Source organism: Kitasatospora sp. NPDC096128 (assembly GCF_040303105.1).
GTDB lineage: Bacteria > Actinomycetota > Actinomycetes > Streptomycetales > Streptomycetaceae > Kitasatospora.
The window spans coordinates 1-16732 of sequence record NZ_JBEOSP010000029.1 but is presented as its reverse complement, the minus strand read 5'-3'; the positions used below and the strand labels follow the sequence as shown (position 1 = coordinate 16732).

Genomic DNA, 16732 nt, shown 5'->3' with positions numbered 1-16732 from the left:
GCTCTCCCTGCCACCGAGCCGCCGCCGTGTGGCATGTTCGCGGCCGAAAACACGCAGGTCAGAGCCCTTCTCATCGCCGATCGGCAGGTCTAGCATTCCCGCCACGGCGGCCCCACCCCAGCATCGCCGGGCCGCCGGGCAGAGCAGCAGCGCCGCGGCTTGACGCTGCTCGTCTCCCCGCCGGCCGGGCCCCGCGGAACACCCCCCTGCTTCCCCGGGACCCGGCCCTGCTGGGCCCGGCGGCGAGTCAGGCCGCCGACGCCGATGCGTCGGCGGCCGGGCGTGCGGCCTGCTTGAGCTTCATCTCGTGCCGGTTGCCCACGGTCGCCCAGTGCTCGTGCGCGTACAGCTCGGCGCTGACCGCGGCGAACGCGAAGCGCTTGTCGTCGGTCGGGTCGGCGGCCCACTCGGACTCGGCGGCGTACCGGCGGCGCTGGAGTTCGAGCAGGTCAGCGGGGAAACCGGAGTCGGACATACCGCCATCGTAAGTCGCACGCCAGTACGCCCGGTGGCACCTCGCCCCCGGAGCCGCCGGGCGGGGCCGACCGACCGGCCCCAAGACCCGCTTCACCCCGCGCCAACCCGGCCGGCAGGGCTGCACCCCGCTACGCTGCACCTCGGCGCCCGCCGGACCCGAGACGCACACACTCCGGGCCATCACCGGCGGGCGCCGGCCCGCGGCCGATCTCGGTCCTGGCCGATGCCATCGCTCGTATGGGACCGTCGACGTCGCCCGCCGTGTTGCCCCAGCCCCCGCTACAGGCTCAGCGGATCGACCCCGGCGAGCTGGAGTTGAGCCAGGAGGTGAGCAGGGCGAGGACCGCGGCGTGCCGCGGGACGTCGTACTGCTTCAGCAGGATCCAGGCGGTGGTTCCGTCGCCGGCCAGGTGGAGCTGCAGGACGCGCTGGGCGAGGACGGCGAGGGTGTCGTCCTGGCGGTCGCCCACGGCGACGACCTCGCCGTTGGGCAGGGTGTTGTGCAGCAGTGCCTTGGAGGCGACCTCGATGGCGCCGCGCAGGGGTTCGCCGTTGGGCTCCTGCCGGACCGGGCCGAGGACGTGCTTGGTCGTGGCGCTGTCGCCGGCGTCCGGTCCGGTGGCGGCCATCGCGGCGACGTGGGGAACAGTCCGGCGCTGGCGGGGAAGGACGGCTGCGTCGACGGGCCGCGCCTGGAGGGCGGCCGCCTGCGGGGGAGGGAGAGTGGGCACGAGCCGGACCGTAGCCGGTCCGCAAGCCGTTGGTGCCGTGAACAGCAGAACGGTCAACCTTGCCGCCGTCTTGGTGAAGACCTGTGTTCAAAGCTCCTGACGGCATCTGTTCAGTTCGGGGATCGAACACCCCTGGGCCTGTGGGTAGAACGAGCCGGGGTGAGGCATTGAAGGTCAGATGGTCGTCAAGCAGGTCACCCGCCCAGTCGAACATCGAGGACTTAAGTCCTGTTTTCTCACGAAGATCATATTTACTCCTTCCGTGCCCTTCACCCGAAATGACAGAGTCTCGGTCAAGGCCACTGGCACCAGCGCAGGCAAGGGCGTCTTTGCTGCTGTGTGACAGTGGGACAGCTCGGATCCCGGGAGACTTTCATGAACCAACGTCAGCGCGTTGCCAGCGGCCTCGTCGTCGCCGTCGTCACTGGATCGCTCGTTCTGGGCCTTGCTCCGGCCGCACTGGCCGACGACACCGGCTCCGTCGCCAAGCAGGTGGCTTCCGTTGTCGAGCGGGCCACCGGGACCGAGGACCTGGCCGCCGGTGCGGCCGGCAGCACCGTCACCAGCGGCGAGGACGGGCAGACGAGCGTCACCATCCCTGACGCGTCCACAGACAAGGCGGCGGTCACCGCGGCGGACGGCTCCGCCGTCGCGCTCAGCCTCCCGCAGACCAGGAACGTCTCCGGTGTACGGGCCGGGGCGGGTACCGTCGTCTACCCCGATGCCGCCACCGGTACCGATCTGGCGGTCCAGGCCACCACTGACGGTGGTGCCCGGGCTCTGGTCACCCTCAAGAACGACAAGGCGCCCACCACTCACGACTTCAGGCTCGACCTGCCCGAAGGAACTGACCTCGTCCCCAACGAGCAGGGCGGCTACGACATCGCCAAGCACCTGCCCGCCGGCGGAACCGTCGTCATGGGCCAGGTCGACGCCCCCTGGGCCAAGGACGCCACCGGCAAGAGCCTCCCCACCCACTACAACCTCAACGGCACCACTCTCACCCAGACCGTCGACACCGCTAATGCTGCCTTCCCCGTGGTTGCCGACCCCAAGGTCACGTGGGGATACGTGACCGGCACGATCTACTTCAACCGCGGGGAGACTCGCAGCATCGCTCTCGGCGGAGGCCTGGGCGCCACGGCGATCGCGGCGATTCCCGGCGGAATCACTACCGTGGTCGGAGTCACGATGGCGGCGATAACCGCGCGGGCGGCCGCAGCCTACGATCGGGGCAGGTGCCTGAAGATCAAACTGCCGCACGTGTACCCGGACCACTACGCGGGCGGCTACTGCCAGTGATCTCCGGGCGCGATGAGAGGACCTGCTGATGTCCGTGTTCCTGCCGATCTTTGTCGTCTCGGCCCTGTGCGTGTCGGAAGCCGTAGCGATGCGCAGGCGTCCTGACCGCTCCTTCCTCCTGCTGCTGAAGAACGACAGGGCCGCCCTGGCCGTGGGATTGCTCTGGTGGGGCTTCGCGATCGCCGTGTCCATTCCCGACGGGAACGCCCTGGGAGGCGCGCTGTTTGGGTTCCTGAGCGCCTGCGTCGTCGGCTGCATCGTGGCGACGATCCGGCGGAACAGGTCCCGCCGCCGTGCGGCCAACACGACGAACACCTGACCACGGCGACCGGTCCGGCTGGCCGCTCGCCTGTGCCACGGCGGTCCCGGCCGACGTGGTGGCCATGCTCCGCCCCGCCGGCCGGTCTCGGCCGCCAGGGCGAGCGCCTCGTTTACTGCTTGCTGCCGTGCCCGGTCCCGGTCCCGCTCCTGCACCTCGCCGTCCTGGTCGTGCGTCCCGGCGGGGGCGGTGCCCGCGCCGCCCGGCGCCGGCGTTCGTGCCGGGCCGGATGCCCGGGGTGACAGGCTGTCAGCCATGAGTGATCAACCCGGCCGCGCCCGGCGCCCGCTGTCCACGCCGTTCTCGCGCTCCGATGCCGCGGTCGACGAGCCGCTGGGCGAGCGTCTCCTGCCGATCGAGCGCCACGGCGCCCCCTTCGCCGTCCCGGCCCCGGCGCCGGCCGCACGTCCCGTAGTCGGCGGCCGGCGCCCACTGGGGGAGGGCGGCCTCCGGCAGGACAGCCGCCGACCGGCCGAGCCCAGCGGCCGCCGGTACGACGGGCCCCCGTTCTGACCCGCCCGGCCGGCCCGCCGAACCTTGCGGTGGGCCGCCCGGTGACGTCCGTTACTGGCAGGTGTCGAGCATGGTGTTGAGGGCGGTCTTCTCCGGGGCGGTGATGCTCAGGCTGTAGGTGTACTTGACGTCGCCCCAGGCCCGGGCGTAGGTGCACCAGTAGGCGGTGGCCGGGGGCTTCCACTGGTCGGGCGACTGGTCGCCCTTGCTCCTGTTCGAGGTGGCGGAAACGGCGACGAGCTGCGAGTGGACGAGGTCGTTGGTTATCTACGGCTGTCAATCTGATCTCGCAGGTCAGCGGCGAACATGCTGTTCTGTCACATGAGGCACGGGGAAGGCGCGTCAATTCGGTGGTGGCTCGGTTCTGGTGTTGACCATCCTGGGCGGATGGCCGACCGTGCGAACTTAGAGTGCGGTGTCACCTCAGAAGGTCGCGCCACCGGGCCGCCGACTCCAACGCGTCCAGGCTGATCCGCTCCAGGAACGCCCCGCTTTTCGCCAACCGCGCTCCGGCAGGCGTGTTGAGGCCGATCTGCTCCGCGTACTGGACCGCGACCTGTGCCGCATGAAGCGTCTGCTCCGCGCCGGTCACCGTCGACTGGAACCAGGCGTCGTTGTCGACCACGTACACGTCCCGGCGTCCCTGGGCCTCGCGCCGGATCAGCTCCTGGCGGATCAGATACCCGACCGCCGCCGAGACCGATGCCGGGCTGACTCCCAGCTCCCGGGTCAGCTCGGCGGCTGTGAGCCTGCCGTCCGCACTCAGCCACAGCGCGATCAGGACCCTGGCCATCATCTTCGGCAGCCCGGTGCCCACCGCCAACTCCACCGCCTGGTCCTGGGCGTCCGTGTGCCCGGCGCCGCCCGTGTGCCCGGCGCTCGGCGTGCGACGGCGTGCCCGGCGCTCCGTCGCCTGGTGCGCGAGCTCGGCGCGGTAGCCGGCCGGACCGCCGTTGCGGCCGATCTCCCGGGTGACCGTCGAGGTGGTCCGGCCGAGGCGCCGGGCGATCTCGGCGTAGGAGAGCCCCTCGACGAGTCCGGCGGCGATGCGGTGGCGGTCCTGCTGGGTCAGTCTTCCTCCTGGCATGGCCGCAGTCTTGCATTCGGCGACACCTGTTGCAATGCCAATGGTGCATTCGGCGGCATCGTCATTGCATCAAAATATGGCTACTGAGCTGCGGTTATGCTGATCTATCTGTAGACACTTTCTCTGAACGCAACGTAGCTTTCAGCCCGTGCTGAATACAGATGCCATCATCTCCGCCACTGGACTGCGCAAGTCCTACGGCGCCCACCTCGTCCTGGACGGCGTCGACCTCACCGTCGCGCAGGGCACGATCTTCGCCCTGCTCGGCCCCAACGGCGCCGGCAAGACCACGATCGTCCAGATCCTGTCCACCCTGATCAAGGCCGATGCCGGCGAGATCCGCGTGGCCGGCCACGACCTGGCCCGGGCCCCCGACGCGGTGCGCGCCGCGATCGGCGTCACCGGCCAGTTCTCCGCAGTGGACGACCTGCTCACCGGCGAGGAGAACCTGCGCCTGATGGCCGACCTGCTGCACGTCGGCCGCTCGCGGCGCCGCCCGACCGTGCAGGCGCTGCTCGAACGCTTCGACCTCGCGGCCGTCGCCCGCAAACCCGTCGCCACCTACTCCGGAGGCTTGCGCCGCCGCCTGGACCTCGCCATGACGATGGTCGGCGCGCCCCGGCTGATCTTCCTCGACGAACCAACCACTGGCTTGGACCCGCGCAGCCGCCGCGAACTGTGGCGCACCGTGCGGGACCTGGTCGAGAACGACGGTGTCACCGTCTTCCTGACCACCCAGTACCTGGAGGAGGCCGACCAGCTCGCCGACCGCGTGGCCCTGCTCAGTGAGGGAAGGCTAGTCGCCGAGGGGACGCCGGACGAACTCAAGCGCCTGATTCCCGGCGGCCACATCGCCGTGCGCTTCGCCGACGACGTCGAACTCACCGTCCAGATCCCGGACGGCGGCGTGGCCGAGGCACTGAGGGCCGTTGTGGGCCAGCTGGACGCGATCGACGCAGAGGTGGCGGGGCTGACGGTGCATACCCCGGACCTCGACGACGTCTTCCTCGCCCTGACCAAGTCCTCCTCACCCTGACCGACGACACCAACTCCACCAACGACATCGCTGTGAAGGAACCCGCCCGATGAAAGCCGTCGCCGACTCCGCGACCATGCTGCGCCGCCAGCTCAAACACGTCCGCCGCTACCCGACGCCGCTGCTGACCTACACCGCCGTCCCGGTGATCATCCTGCTGCTGTTCGTCTACGTCCTCGGTGGCGCCATGGGTGCTGGCATCGGCGGCGGCCGCGCCGCCTACGCCGGCTACCTCACGCCCGGCATCATGGCCACGACCATCGCCGGCGCCGCCCAGGGAACCGCCATCGCCGTTGCGATGGACATGACCGGCGGGATCGTCGCCCGGTTCAAGACCATGGCCATCGCGCGCGTCTCCGTCCTCACCGGGCACGTGCTGGGCGCCCTGGTGCAGAACTTCCTCGCGCTCACCGCGACCACCGCCGCCGCCTTCGCGATGGGCTTCCGGCCCGCCGCCACCGCCCTGGACTGGCTCGGTGTCATCGGCATCCTGGCCCTGTTCACCTTTGCCATCACCTGGCTGTCCGTCGCGCTCGCCATGATCGCCCGCAACGTCGCCACCGCCAGCAACCTGCCGATGCCCTTACTGATCTTGCCGTTCCTCGGCAGCGGCGTGGTGCCCACCGCGTCGATGCCGACGCCGCTGCGCTGGTTCGCTGACCACCAGCCGTTCACCCCGGTCATCGAGACCCTGCGCAAGCTGCTCGCCGCCCAGCCGGCCGGCGCCGACCTCGCGAAGGCCGTCGCGTGGAGCGCGGTGATCGCGCTCGCCGGCTACCTGTTGGCACGCAAGCTCTACAACCGCTGAGACTGCGCGTCGGTGAGGTCCGTGGGACAGACCGCAGCGCACATCGGGCGGTCGGCGGCATTGCCCTGCCAGTGCCCCGACAGCCGCACTGGCACGGCAACGCCGGAGAACCCGCGGACGTTGCTCTCGGAACCGGCCGCGGCGTAGGAAAGGACGACGGGGCCTCCTGGTGCTTGGGACTCGACATCCACGAGCTACACAGAAGGCCCTGTCTTTATGCGTACCTTGACATCAACCAACCCGAACGAAGCCAGGCCAAAGGTCATGTTCGGAAAGACAGGACGCTCTGAGGCCGAGATCTCAGGTGCCAGAAGGTGAGTGGGCACGAGAACATGGACCGTGCGGGTTGGTGACTGGGCTCGGTTACGAGGGCGATGCGGGCAGGACCGCTCTGTCTCGCATCATCTGTGTGATTCCGGCTCGGGCCCCCGCCAGGTCGAGCTCCGTTTCTTCGAGCTTCTCCTGAGTCTCCTTCAGATGCTTGAGCGCGGTCGATAGGCGTTCTTCAAGCTGGCGGTTGGCGATAAGAAGCTCGTCAAGCCTGGTCTTGAGGTCACCCGAGTCGACCTGTTCCAGCTGTTGTCCCAGGTTGCGCCTGAGTACGTCCTTCAACTTGTCACGCTCTTCACGCAGGCCGCGGATTTCCGTACGGGCGAGTTCGAGGTCAACGGCAAGGCTGGCCGAACTCGCCGACCTCCCTCCGGACTTCTCCCGCGTGACCCTGGACTCTTGGCCTTTGCGGGTCTTGTCGATGTACACCTTGATCTCCGGCTGGTAGACCAGCCAGTTGGAGACGCCGGCTGCCCGGACCAGCAGTCCGCCGAGCCCGGGAGCCAGCCGCTCGTGACCTCCGGGATCACCGCGGGCCCGGGCGGCGTCATGACCGTCGAGGTCGGCGTCATCACCGGCGACCTCGCCCTGCGCACCACCTGGGACGGTCACCAGGCACTCCTGGACGTGCAGTACGACGGCGCCGACGAGTGGTACACCGTGGAGGCAAGCCCCCTTCCTGCCCCGGACGTGGCCTCGGTCCTGGCCATTCATGAGGCGATGATCCAAGCCGTGAGGCACGGCGGCGGGACCGGGGCGCAGGACCTGCCGTGAGCCCAAGCCCACGCACCCGAACCCCCGAGCGGGCGCGGACCGGCGAGCCGGGACGGTCAGCGCCAGAGTACCTCGACGTGCTACGCCCGCCTGGGCCGCCGCCCCGCGCCGACCGGGCCGGCCGCCCGCTCCCGGCAGCCGGAGCCTCTCGGCCAGGGCTGGGGATCTGGCGCCTGTCGTACTCGTCCATGACGTGTTCCTCTCGCGTCGTACGGATGGACACGGACCTGGGGTCGGCGCGGTTCGATCGCGTCGGCGGAGGTTGTGCGGGTCCGATGGCCGTGGACCGTAGGCGGGTGAGGGCGCCGGTCAAGGGGCGCTGGGAGCGGATTTTGCTCATGGAAAACTGGGCGGGCGCGGGGGTGAAACCGGCGGGGTGTATGCGCTCCTGTCGGCCGGTCAACCCCCGGTTCGGTGAACTCGAGAAAATGCCGGGGTCGTTACAAGAGCATCCGTAGCTGATGCTGGATGCGGGTTACGGCTACCGTTGCGTCTACGAGGACCTGGCGGGCCGACAGCTCACCGCGCAGATTGCGAAGCGCGGCGAGCCGGTCGTCGGAGGGGGCCGGTGGCGGCGGGTGCCTGGGGCCCTGCCCGCGTGGCCGGGGAGTGGCCTGAGGGCAAGGAGCGGTGTTCGTGGGGGCTGAGAGCATGGCGCAGGACGACGGTCTGTCAGGGCGGGAACGTTTCGAGCGCTGGCGGGACCTGGTCGGGCGGACGCGGGTGACCGACACGACCAGTGCCCATGTCGAGACCTTCACGGCGGAGCTTCGGATGCTCGACATGGGGCCAGCGACGCTGATGGCCTCGGCTTTCCCGTCCGCGCGGTTCAGGCGCAGCGAGCGCATGATCCGAAGCTCGGACAAGGAGTTGTACCACCTGACCCTGCTGACGGCGGGACGCCACGCCCTCGGGTGTGCCGACGACCAGCGGGAGACACATCGCGCCGGAGATCTGTGGCTCGTCTCCAGCTCGTACCCCTACGACGGCCGGTTTGCCGGATTTAAATCCTCTGGCCCGGCGGACCCTCGGGCCACGGGGATCAGCGTTGACCTGCCCATCTCGCTGCTGCCCGTACCGCCCGACCGGGTGCGCAGCCTCCTCGGCCGCGCACTCTCCGGTCGTGACGGGACGGGCGCGGTGTTTGCGGACTTCTTGCGCGGGCTGGACCGTCAGGCCCACGTGCTGCGGCCGGTGGAGGCGGCCCGGCTCGGGGAGGTCGCGGTCGACCTGATGGCGGCCTGGGTCGCCCGGGAACTCGACGCCGTCCCCGCACTGCCGCAGGAGGTCCGGTCGCGGGCCCTGATGGAGAGTGTCCGCAGGTTTATCCGGCACAACCTCCACGACCCCGGTCTGACCCCGGCCACGGTCGCCGCCGCCCACCACATCTCCGTCGGCCACCTGCACAGCCTGTTCACCCGGCACAGCGGCGGCGAGACCCTCGCCGCCTCGATCCGCCGACAGCGCCTGCACAGGGCCCACCGCGACCTCGCCGACCCCGCGCTGCGCGCCCTGCCGATCCACGTCATCGCCGCCCGCTGTGGCCTGCTGCGCGCTTCGGACTTCGGACGCGCGTTCAAGGCGGCTTACGGTCTCACCCCGAGTGAACACCGCCGCGCGGCGCGGAGCGGGTCTGTCGCAGAAGTGACGGAGAGCGCATAGCCGACGACGCGGTGGGGAGTTCCCGCCTGGCCCGCCGTTGCCGTCGTTCCCCTTGGGCAGGAGCCAGGAGGTGGTTCAGTTTCCGTGCGGACAGCGATCAGCTCTCCGGGTCGGACTTTTCCGATCGCCGGCTACTTTTTCAGGGGGTCAGAGCCATCCGCGTTGGGCGGCTTTGATGCCGGCTTCGAAGCGGCTGCTGGCGCCGAGGCGTTCCATGATCGAGGACATGTGGCGGCTGACGGTGCGCGAGGAGATACCCAGGCGCTGTCCGGCGGCGTCGTCGGTCAGCCCGGAGCCGAGCAGGCGCAGCAGCTCGCGTTCGGTGGCGGTGAGTCCGGTGCGGGTGTCCTCGGGCAGGGTGGCGCCGAGAGGGACGGCGGTGTTCCAGGCCTGGTCGAAGAGGTCGAGGAGTGCTGCCAGGATGCCGGGTTCGGTGACGTAGAGGGCGCCTTTGCGGTTGTCCTCGGGGTCGATCGGGACGAGGGCCTCCCGGCGGTCGATGATGACCATGCGCGGGGGGGATGGTGGCCGCGGTGCGGACCTCGCCGCCGTGGCTGAGGAGCCAGTGGGCGTAGGTGGCGGCGTGCGCCTGGTTGCGGGTGGAGTCCTGGTAGAGGGTGCGGATGGCGATGCCGCGGGAGAGGGCCTCGGCGTCGGTGGCGCGGCTGGCGATGAGGTCCTCGGGCCGCTGGTTGCCGGGCTGGCTGCCGAGTGCTTCGGTGGTGGCGCCGTGGCCCATCCGCTCCAGCCGGGCGTGGATGGCGTCCATGCCCATCAGGCGCTCGCCGTGGGTCGCGCGGTGTTCGGCGCGGTCGGCGACCATGCGGGTGACGGCCGCCCGTGACGCGGCCAACTGTGCCTGCCGGGCGGCGAGTTCGGCCTCCTGGGCGGCGAGCATGTCGGCCAGGCCGATGTCGGGGCTGACCGCGCGCAGCTCGCCGGGGCGCTCGGCGGAGGCCCGTACGAGGGTGAGGCGGCTGAGCTCGTCGAGGTGCTCGTGCACCTGGGCGGGGCTCAGGCCGCAGCTCGCGGCGATCTCGTCCACGTCGTGGGCGGGGTGGTCGAGCATCGCGTGGTACACGGCGGTGGCCCCGGTGGTCAGGCCCAGTACTTCCAGCATGTCGCGCCCCCCGGCACTCGTCGGCCGTGCTCCGGTCGGGCGGCCGGGCGTATTCAAACAGAGGTGCGACGGACCGTTCAAGATCCGAATCGGGGCTTTTGGTGAGACATGGCGGTGTCTGAGAGGAAAAGGCCCGACGCGGAGCGGCTGCGCTCCGCACGCAAAGCGGAGGAACTTGACGTGGACTCGTCACGGTGTCGGGAGTTCGCCAGGCGACTGGGCGCCAGCGGGAAGCCCTTCCGGCGGCACCGCAGAGCGACGAGAGTAGTGATCGCCGCCAGACGGGCCCGACAGGAACGGCCCGGGGCGGCAGTCGGACGGAGCGTCAACCGCGGGACGCCTCTGACCGGATCGGCACACCCCTCCCGTCCATCCCAGAAGGGCCCCGTCATGATCCGCACCCGTATCGCCCAGGCCGCCGCGGTCGCCGCCCTCTCGCTCACCGCCCTCCTGGCCGCCCCGGCCGCCTTCGCCGCCGCCGCCCCGGCCACCACGACCACGACCACGACCACCGGCTCCGACAGCATCGGCTGGGGCGGCACCCCCGCCGCCACGCCCGCTTCCACCGACAGCATCGGTTGGGGCGGCTGAACCCCCGGTGGAGATCGTCTACGCACGCCTGCGACGCCGGCCCGGCGGGACGGCGGGAGCGAACGAGGCGGCCGAGGTCGTGGACGCCCTGTGGGCGCACGCCTTGCCCGGTGACGGACTCCAGCACGCCTACGCCGAGCCCGCCGACGACCGGATCGACCTCCTGGTCTACCTGCTCTGCCGAGAACCGTCCGACCGGCCCGACGCCGTTCGCCGCGCGTTCAGCCTGATCGCCCGCAGCCACCGCTCCTCGCCGGCGCTCCACCGCGGCTACCTGCCCCCGCAGCCCCCGCAGGCCAGGGACCGCACCGCCGGCTGACCGCGGCACCCGTCCCACCGGCCGCACCCGCCGGGTGAATCCTTGCGTCCTCGCACCGCCACGCCGTACGGCTCCCGCGCCGCCGTCGACCGCTGCTCCTGCAGGGCAGCCGTCCGCCCGGGCGTGCCCCCGAACCTCCAGCCCGCATTGCGCGGCCGAGCACACCGAACCCGCCATCCTTCCCACCACCGAGGAGCACCGCCATGTCCAGCATCACCCGCAAGCTCGCCAAGACCGGCATAGCCACCCTCGTCGCCGCCACCGCCATGACCGGTCTGACCGTCCTGCCCGCCCACGCCGACGCCTCCGGTATCGCCGCCACCGCCAACGGCGAGGTCAACAACGGGCCCTGCGCCCACGGCGGGTACGTCCCCGGTGACGGTTCGAGCAACTCGTGCGGCTCCGGCGGCGGTTCGGCCGAGGCATGGTGCGCGGACTTCGCCGGATGGGTGTGGGCCCGCAACGGCGTGGCACACCTGGGGGACCTCAGCCCCAGCGCCGCGAGCTTCTTCGACTACGGGCGCCGCTACGGCACGCTGCACAACACCCCCCAGGTCGGTGACGCCGTCGTCTTCAACTACAACTACGGCACCGACCGTGCCGACCACGTCGCGCTGGTCGTCGCGGTCGGAGGCGGCAGCGTCACCTTCGTCGGCGGCAACGAGGGCCACAGCTCCGGCCACCGCTCCGGGATCGTCCAGCAGGACACCCCCCCGCGGTGGGGCGTGGGCCAGGCCCCGTACGGCCAGACCATCAGCGGCTACATCTCCCCGGTCTTCACCAACACCCCGGCGGCCAACCCGAACCCGTCCACGCTGCCCACCGGCACCCTGGTGAAGTCACCCAACGGCCCCGGCGTCAAGGTGATCATCTCGGGCTCCGGCGTCCCGATCGCCGGCTCGGACGTGGCACCCGACGGCTACGACCTGAGCAGGATCGTCCAGGTGGACGACGCGGCCTTCAACGCCCTGCCGACCTCGCCCCCCACCGGCACGGTGGTCCACGACATGGCCGGCGGCGCGGCCCGCTACGTGGTGGTCAACGGCGTCGCGCTGCCGATCTCCGGGGCGGACTGGACCTCGGGCGGCTACAGCACCCGCCAGGACATGGGCGTTCCGAGCAGCTGGCTGCAGGGCGCGGTCCAGGGCACACTGCCCTCGGGCTGGGTGGTCATGGACCAGTCCGGCACCGACGCGAGCCGCTACGTGATGGTCAACGGCTCGGCCCTGCCGATCTCGGGCTCCGAGTGGACCGCCGACCACTACGACCAGCGGATGCTGATGGGCGTCCCCGGCGACTGGCTGCGCGCCGCGGCGGCCAGGCCGCTGCCCAACGGCACCGTCCTGATGGACCAGAACGGCACCGACCCGAGCCGCTACGTGATCGCCGGCGGCGCCGCGGCGGCCATCGCGGGCTCCGAGTGGTCCGCCGAGGGCTACAGCAACCAGCCGGCGGTGGGTGTGCCGGGCGCCTGGCTGGGGCGTGCGGCCGCCGCCACCCCGGCCGAGGGCACCCTGATCAAGGGACAGGCCGGCACCGACCCGAGCGTCTACGTGGTGGCCAGGAACACCGCGCTGCCGCTGACCAACGCCGAGTTCAGCGGCCCCTACGCCGGGCGCGACATCGTCGCCGTCCCCGAGACCTGGGAGGGCAAGCTGACGGCCCGCCCGCTGGCCAACGGCACCGTCGTCAAGAACGTCTCGGGCGCCGACCCTTCGGTGTACGTGATGGCGGGCGGCATGGCCGTGCCGTTGAGCGGCGCCGACTACACGGGCCTCGGCTACGACAAGCGGCCGCTGCTGGGTGTCCCGGGGGCCTGGGAGGCGTCGGCCGCGGCTAAGGCCGCGCCCGGTGACGGCACGCTGCTGCTCTCGCCCGACAGCAGCACCGTCTGGCAGGTCGTCGGCGGGGGCAGCAAGAAGGCCCTGACGGCAAGCGACTTCGGACCCGGCAAGCTCGACCTGAACGACGTGGTCAGCGTCCCGACCGCCCTCACCGCGAAGCTGCCGACCGTCACCCAGTAACCCGCAACACCCGCCCAGGGGCAGCCCGGCCCTCGCCGGCCGGGCTGCCCCCGGGGCGCGGCGTACGCCGCCGACCCTCACGCACCAGACACCTCATCAGCCCACTGTGTTCCGGGGGGAACCACCCATGACCGCTGTCACCCGCAAGAAGTCCGCTCTCGCCCTCGCCGCCGCGCTGCTCGCCCTGACCGCCCCGCTCACGCTCTCCGGCCAGGCGTCGGCCGCCTCGGTGTCGTCCTGGGACAAGGTCGCGCAGTGCGAGAGCGGAGGGGACTGGTCAATCGTCTCGAGGGGCAGCATCCCCTACTACGGTGGCCTCCAGTTCGACCAGAGCACGTGGCTCGCCTACGGCGGCAGCCAGTACGCGCAGTACGCGAACCGGGCCACCAAGCAGCAGCAGATCCTGATCGCCGAGAAGGTCCTCGCCAAGCAGGGGCCCGGCGCCTGGCCGAACTGCCACGGGCCGCTGGTCGGCGACCACGCCGACCCCTACCCGGCCACGACCTCCTACCCGGACCCGGCCTCGCTGGCCGGCGGCACGCTGGTGAAGTCGCCGAACGGTCCGTCCGTGAAGGTGATGATCGGCGGCGCGGGCGTAGCCGTGGCCGGCTCGGACGTGGCACCCGACGGCTACGACCTGGGCAGGATCGTGCTGGTGGACGACGCGGCGTTCAACTCGCTGCCGACCGTGCCGCCGGCGGGCACGGTGGTGCACGACATGGGCGGCGGCGCGGCCCGCTACGTGGTGGTGGCCGGTGCAGCGCTGCCGATCTCGGGGGCGGACTGGACCTCGGGCGGCTACAACTCCCGCCCCGACATGGGCGTTCCGACCGCCTGGCTGCAGAACGCGGCGGCGAGCGGACTGCCGACCGGCCTGGTGGTGATGGACCAGTCCGGCGCCGACGCGAGCCGCTACGTGATGGTCAACGGCTCGGCCCTGCCGATCTCGGGCTCCGAGTGGACCGCCAACGGCTACGACCAGCGGATGCTGATGGGCGTCCCCGGCGACTGGCTGCGCGCCGCGGCGGCCAGGCCGCTGCCCAACGGCACCGTCGTGATGGACCAGAACGGCACCGACCCGAGCCGCTACGTGATCGCCGGCGGCGCCGCGCTGCCGATCTCGGGCACCGAGTGGACCGCCAACGGCTACGCGAACGCCAACCTGATGGGCGTGCCCGGCCGCTGGCTCGCCGGCACGGTCGCCAAGCAACTGGCCAACGGCACCGTCGTCAAGAACGTCTCGGGCGCCGACCCTTCGGTGTACGTGATGGCGGGCGGCATGGCCGTCGCGTTGAGCGGCGCCGACTACACGGGCCTCGGGTACGACAAGCGGCCGCTGGTCGGTGTCCCGGGAGCCTGGGAGGCGTCGGCCGCGGCTAAGGCCGCGCCCGGTGACGGCACGCTGCTGCTCTCGCCCGACAGCAGCACCGTCTGGCAGGTCGTCGGCGGGGGCAGCAAGAAGGCCCTGACGGCAAGCGACTTCGGACCCGGCAAGCTCGACCTGAACGACGTCGTCAGCGTCCCGACCGCCCTCACCGCGAAGCTGCCGACCACGAACCGGTAACGACGTGCCGCACGCCGCCCCGCCCCACCAAGGCGAGGCGGCGCACACGCGCCCGGTCCCTTGCTGCCCACCCAGGAAGGACACCAACCTCGGCCAGAATCTCGTCCCACCAGGCCACCCCCAGGGCCTCCAACTGCCCGAGCTGCTCGGGGCTGAGCTTGGCCCGGCGGGCCTTCTGGTTGTTGAGCCAGGTCCCCAGCGACGTCCCGCCCTCCTTGTGGGTGCGCGGGACCCGCGCGTGCCCTTCGCGTTCGACGAAGGCTGCGAGCGCCGCCAAGCCGACACCGAACCGGTCGGTGCGGGAGACCTTCGGCTTCGCCGCGGCGGCTGCTCGCGCGGCGGCGAGCTCCTGGTCCTCCTCGATGTCGAGCGCCGTCAGCAGGTCCTGCTGCTCCTGGTCGAGCGCGGCGAAGCCGGCCCGCTGCGCCCGCACCCACCGCCCAAGCTGCTCGCCCTCGAACTCCGTCTCCACGGACAGGTGTGCCCAGTCGACCCGGCCGTCCGACTCCAGCCACCACTGCCGGGCCACCGCGTACGAGCGCTGCCAGGTGATCGGCCAGCGCGGGCACCACCACGGGTCGATCTCCTCCAGCGCCGCCCGCCGCTCCGGGGCCAGCGCCCCGGGCTCGCCTTCGGGTACCTCGGCCGCCGCCCTAAGGCCGGAGAGCCAGGCCCCGATCGCGTATCCGCCGACCGCGGCCCGCGCCGGCGCCGCCAAGCTCCCCCCGTGCTCCGCTGCCCACACCCGCGCCCAGTCCAGGCCGGCCTCGAACCGCGCGTCCGAGACGGACCAGATCATGCCCAGCGCGTCGAGCATGTCGACCCGGTGACGCGCCAATTCACCATTTCCATATTCCACCCGGCGCTGCGTGAGTGATGATCAGCGTGTGGTTTTCACTGGGCTCGGCGCAGTCGTTCACCGGTCCGGGGTGGCGTGTTTTTGGCTGGTGGCGGGCTGTTTCGGGTGGGGTGTGGTGAATGGGTGGGCCGGGACCGTGGTGAAGCATTCCGCTGTATCGCGGTGAAAGGCTGACGCTGATCGTTATCACAGGGTCGGTGCTTGGTTCTGCTGCCGGGATGCAGGACTGGCCGTCCTGCTGGTGCGCCAAGCCCTGGAGGAGGGCCTGATCGACGCCGACGCCTCCCCGGTCCTCCGCTGACCGGCCGGTGCATCTTGTGAGGCGTCTTCTCGAACACCTTGCCAGGCGCCTTGTGGAGTACCTACCCGGGTGTCTACCTCGCCGGACTTCACATCGCCGCCATCTTCAAGCCCTTGGGGCTTCTGGTCCAGGGCATCTCCGTCGACCCGGACGCCGTGAATCCGGTGGCGCCCCACTCGTCGCCCCAATCCCTGCCGGCCCAGTCACGGTGGGGCGACCAGAGCGGCCGGGGCTTCTCGGGGCCCCACACCGCAGGGTCCGCACGTACCAGGAGTTCGGCCTCCGCGGCGTATCCGCCCGTCAGGACGGTCACCAGGAAGTCCGCGAAACCGCCGTCGAAATGATCGAGCCGATCCTGGAAGAACACCGTCACCGGCCACTTGTCGGGATCCGGTCCGATCGTCCGCCAGCAGCACTGGTCGTGGTTGCTGTTCGACCCCCAGGGCAGCAGGCCACCCGGGTCCGGGAAGATCGGCGTGGGACCCGGTAGCTCCCACCGGTGTTCCTCGCCCTCGACCTGATCGCGAAAGCTGATATCGGTGTCGTAGCGCCACCAGGCCAGACCACTCGGCTCCCCGAGGCGCGGTTGCGATGTCGGGGTGTCCACACCCCACTCGCCGTTCAGCACCACCCCGCCGTACAGGTCGATGAACGCCCTGTAGTCCGAGGGGAGTTGGACACCCATTTCAACGGGCGCCAGCTCCCACGGAACCCGGGCCGGGACGTAGAGCGGCTCCCCCATGATCGCCCGAAGTCGATTCCACGCCTCAGTCATCCCCTTGCCTTCCTGCCGATCCATTGGACACACCGATGCGCACCCTAGTACTCCAGCTGTAGATCACGATCAGGCTGATGCCGCGGCTCGGCGTCGGTAGTGGCTGGCCTGGGAGCGGGCCTGATGGCGGCGTCTCCAGA

19 protein-coding genes and 2 pseudogenes are annotated in these 16732 nt (G+C 70.9%); 12 read left to right on the top strand and 9 right to left on the bottom strand.

Annotation, left to right across the window (positions count from 1 at the left end; all coding sequences use genetic code 11):
- Positions 1 to 247: 247 nt before the first annotated feature.
- On the bottom strand, positions 248 to 475 hold the full coding sequence (locus ABTY61_RS28015) for a hypothetical protein (RefSeq protein ID WP_350507868.1): 228 nt from the start codon (positions 473 to 475) through the stop codon (positions 248 to 250).
- Between the two features lie 289 nt (positions 476 to 764).
- A complete protein-coding gene (locus tag ABTY61_RS28010) occupies positions 765 to 1208 on the bottom strand; it encodes a hypothetical protein (protein ID WP_350507867.1) in 444 nt (147 codons plus the stop codon).
- A gap of 375 nt (positions 1209 to 1583) precedes the next feature.
- Between ABTY61_RS28010 and ABTY61_RS28005 the strand changes: the two genes are divergently transcribed.
- The 3 genes from ABTY61_RS28005 (at position 1584) to ABTY61_RS27995 (ending at position 3342) form a co-directional block, all read left to right on the top strand.
- Positions 1584 to 2510: a hypothetical protein gene (locus ABTY61_RS28005; protein WP_350507866.1), complete on the top strand. Its 927-nt coding sequence runs from the start codon at positions 1584 to 1586 to the stop codon at positions 2508 to 2510.
- Positions 2511 to 2538: 28 nt separating this feature from the next.
- On the top strand, positions 2539 to 2829 hold the full coding sequence (locus tag ABTY61_RS28000) for a hypothetical protein (protein WP_350507865.1): 291 nt from the start codon (positions 2539 to 2541) through the stop codon (positions 2827 to 2829).
- Positions 2830 to 3084: 255 nt separating this feature from the next.
- Positions 3085 to 3342, top strand: coding sequence for a hypothetical protein (locus tag ABTY61_RS27995; RefSeq protein WP_350507864.1), 258 nt, complete (start codon positions 3085 to 3087; stop codon positions 3340 to 3342).
- Between the two features lie 51 nt (positions 3343 to 3393).
- Here ABTY61_RS27995 and ABTY61_RS27990 read toward each other — a convergent pair.
- Together ABTY61_RS27990 and ABTY61_RS27985 are read right to left on the bottom strand one after the other, a co-directional pair.
- A pseudogene (locus ABTY61_RS27990) lies at positions 3394 to 3603 on the bottom strand (HNH endonuclease); the annotation flags it as partial.
- A 157-nt stretch (positions 3604 to 3760) separates the two neighbouring features.
- The gene (locus tag ABTY61_RS27985) at positions 3761 to 4429 is read right to left on the bottom strand and encodes a GbsR/MarR family transcriptional regulator (protein WP_350507863.1); all 669 of its coding nucleotides are present in this window, start codon (positions 4427 to 4429) and stop codon (positions 3761 to 3763) included.
- A gap of 148 nt (positions 4430 to 4577) precedes the next feature.
- On the opposite strand from ABTY61_RS27985, the gene ABTY61_RS27980 reads away from it, so the two are divergent.
- Positions 4578 to 5465, top strand: a complete 888-nt coding sequence (locus tag ABTY61_RS27980; protein ID WP_350507862.1) for an ATP-binding cassette domain-containing protein — start codon at positions 4578 to 4580, stop codon at positions 5463 to 5465.
- 49 nt (positions 5466 to 5514) lie between these two features.
- On the top strand, positions 5515 to 6273 hold the full coding sequence (locus ABTY61_RS27975) for an ABC transporter permease (protein ID WP_350507861.1): 759 nt from the start codon (positions 5515 to 5517) through the stop codon (positions 6271 to 6273).
- A 363-nt stretch (positions 6274 to 6636) separates the two neighbouring features.
- Here ABTY61_RS27975 and ABTY61_RS27970 read toward each other — a convergent pair whose 3' ends face one another.
- A complete protein-coding gene (locus tag ABTY61_RS27970) occupies positions 6637 to 7032 on the bottom strand; it encodes a hypothetical protein (protein ID WP_350507860.1) in 396 nt (131 codons plus the stop codon).
- A gap of 84 nt (positions 7033 to 7116) precedes the next feature.
- Between ABTY61_RS27970 and ABTY61_RS27965 the strand changes: the two genes are divergently transcribed.
- Both ABTY61_RS27965 and ABTY61_RS27960 read left to right on the top strand, forming a co-directional pair.
- Positions 7117 to 7377 carry a hypothetical protein gene (locus tag ABTY61_RS27965; protein ID WP_350507859.1) on the top strand — a complete coding sequence of 87 codons (261 nt, stop codon included), beginning with the start codon at positions 7117 to 7119 and terminating at the stop codon, positions 7375 to 7377.
- 651 nt (positions 7378 to 8028) lie between these two features.
- On the top strand, positions 8029 to 9039 hold the full coding sequence (locus ABTY61_RS27960; RefSeq protein ID WP_502895449.1) for a helix-turn-helix domain-containing protein: 1011 nt from the start codon (positions 8029 to 8031) through the stop codon (positions 9037 to 9039).
- Positions 9040 to 9186: 147 nt separating this feature from the next.
- Here ABTY61_RS27960 and ABTY61_RS27955 read toward each other — a convergent pair whose 3' ends face one another.
- Entirely contained in the window at positions 9187 to 9549 is a 363-nt protein-coding gene (locus tag ABTY61_RS27955; RefSeq protein ID WP_350507857.1) for a response regulator transcription factor, read from the bottom strand.
- A gap of 73 nt (positions 9550 to 9622) precedes the next feature.
- Here ABTY61_RS27955 and ABTY61_RS27950 point away from each other — a divergent pair, with 73 nt between their 5' ends.
- Positions 9623 to 9883 carry a hypothetical protein gene (locus tag ABTY61_RS27950; protein WP_350507856.1) on the top strand — a complete coding sequence of 87 codons (261 nt, stop codon included), beginning with the start codon at positions 9623 to 9625 and terminating at the stop codon, positions 9881 to 9883.
- Positions 9884 to 10015: 132 nt separating this feature from the next.
- Here ABTY61_RS27950 and ABTY61_RS27945 read toward each other — a convergent pair.
- A pseudogene (locus tag ABTY61_RS27945) lies at positions 10016 to 10108 on the bottom strand (hypothetical protein); the annotation flags it as partial.
- Positions 10109 to 10549: 441 nt separating this feature from the next.
- Between ABTY61_RS27945 and ABTY61_RS27940 the strand changes: the two are divergent.
- The 4 genes from ABTY61_RS27940 to ABTY61_RS27925 all read left to right on the top strand — a co-directional run bounded on the left by ABTY61_RS27940 (position 10550) and on the right by ABTY61_RS27925 (position 14657).
- A complete protein-coding gene (locus ABTY61_RS27940; protein ID WP_350507855.1) occupies positions 10550 to 10750 on the top strand; it encodes a hypothetical protein in 201 nt (66 codons plus the stop codon).
- Between the two features lie 7 nt (positions 10751 to 10757).
- Entirely contained in the window at positions 10758 to 11069 is a 312-nt protein-coding gene (locus ABTY61_RS27935; protein ID WP_350507854.1) for a hypothetical protein, read from the top strand.
- Between the two features lie 203 nt (positions 11070 to 11272).
- Positions 11273 to 13093 (top strand): CHAP domain-containing protein, encoded by a 1821-nt coding sequence (locus tag ABTY61_RS27930; protein WP_350507853.1) that lies wholly within the window; start codon positions 11273 to 11275, stop codon positions 13091 to 13093.
- Between the two features lie 127 nt (positions 13094 to 13220).
- Positions 13221 to 14657 (top strand): transglycosylase family protein, encoded by a 1437-nt coding sequence (locus ABTY61_RS27925; protein WP_350507852.1) that lies wholly within the window; start codon positions 13221 to 13223, stop codon positions 14655 to 14657.
- On the opposite strand, the gene ABTY61_RS27920 is transcribed toward ABTY61_RS27925, so the two are convergent.
- Together ABTY61_RS27920 and ABTY61_RS27915 are read right to left on the bottom strand one after the other, a co-directional pair.
- On the bottom strand, positions 14626 to 15495 hold the full coding sequence (locus ABTY61_RS27920; protein WP_350507851.1) for a helicase associated domain-containing protein: 870 nt from the start codon (positions 15493 to 15495) through the stop codon (positions 14626 to 14628). The two genes, ABTY61_RS27925 and ABTY61_RS27920, sit on opposite strands and share 32 nt — an antisense overlap.
- Positions 15496 to 15905: 410 nt before the next feature.
- A complete protein-coding gene (locus tag ABTY61_RS27915) occupies positions 15906 to 16616 on the bottom strand; it encodes an SMI1/KNR4 family protein (protein WP_350507850.1) in 711 nt (236 codons plus the stop codon).
- Positions 16617 to 16732: the final 116 nt, after the last annotated feature.

What these genes read in the sequence shown, in the direction of transcription:
- ABTY61_RS28015 (WP_350507868.1), bottom strand. Translation starts at nt 475, where the DNA reads ATGTCCGACTCCGGTTTCCCCGCTGACCTGCTCGAACTCCAGCGCCGC.
- ABTY61_RS28005 (WP_350507866.1), top strand. Translation starts at nt 1,584, where the DNA reads ATGAACCAACGTCAGCGCGTTGCCAGCGGCCTCGTCGTCGCCGTCGTC.
- ABTY61_RS28000 (WP_350507865.1), top strand. Translation starts at nt 2,539, where the DNA reads ATGTCCGTGTTCCTGCCGATCTTTGTCGTCTCGGCCCTGTGCGTGTCG.
- ABTY61_RS27995 (WP_350507864.1), top strand. Translation starts at nt 3,085, where the DNA reads ATGAGTGATCAACCCGGCCGCGCCCGGCGCCCGCTGTCCACGCCGTTC.
- ABTY61_RS27985 (WP_350507863.1), bottom strand. Translation starts at nt 4,429, where the DNA reads ATGCCAGGAGGAAGACTGACCCAGCAGGACCGCCACCGCATCGCCGCC.
- ABTY61_RS27975 (WP_350507861.1), top strand. Translation starts at nt 5,515, where the DNA reads ATGAAAGCCGTCGCCGACTCCGCGACCATGCTGCGCCGCCAGCTCAAA.
- ABTY61_RS27960 (WP_502895449.1), top strand. Translation starts at nt 8,029, where the DNA reads ATGGCGCAGGACGACGGTCTGTCAGGGCGGGAACGTTTCGAGCGCTGG.
- ABTY61_RS27955 (WP_350507857.1), bottom strand. Translation starts at nt 9,549, where the DNA reads ATGGTCATCATCGACCGCCGGGAGGCCCTCGTCCCGATCGACCCCGAG.
- ABTY61_RS27940 (WP_350507855.1), top strand. Translation starts at nt 10,550, where the DNA reads ATGATCCGCACCCGTATCGCCCAGGCCGCCGCGGTCGCCGCCCTCTCG.
- ABTY61_RS27930 (WP_350507853.1), top strand. Translation starts at nt 11,273, where the DNA reads ATGTCCAGCATCACCCGCAAGCTCGCCAAGACCGGCATAGCCACCCTC.
- ABTY61_RS27925 (WP_350507852.1), top strand. Translation starts at nt 13,221, where the DNA reads ATGACCGCTGTCACCCGCAAGAAGTCCGCTCTCGCCCTCGCCGCCGCG.
- ABTY61_RS27915 (WP_350507850.1), bottom strand. Translation starts at nt 16,616, where the DNA reads ATGGATCGGCAGGAAGGCAAGGGGATGACTGAGGCGTGGAATCGACTT.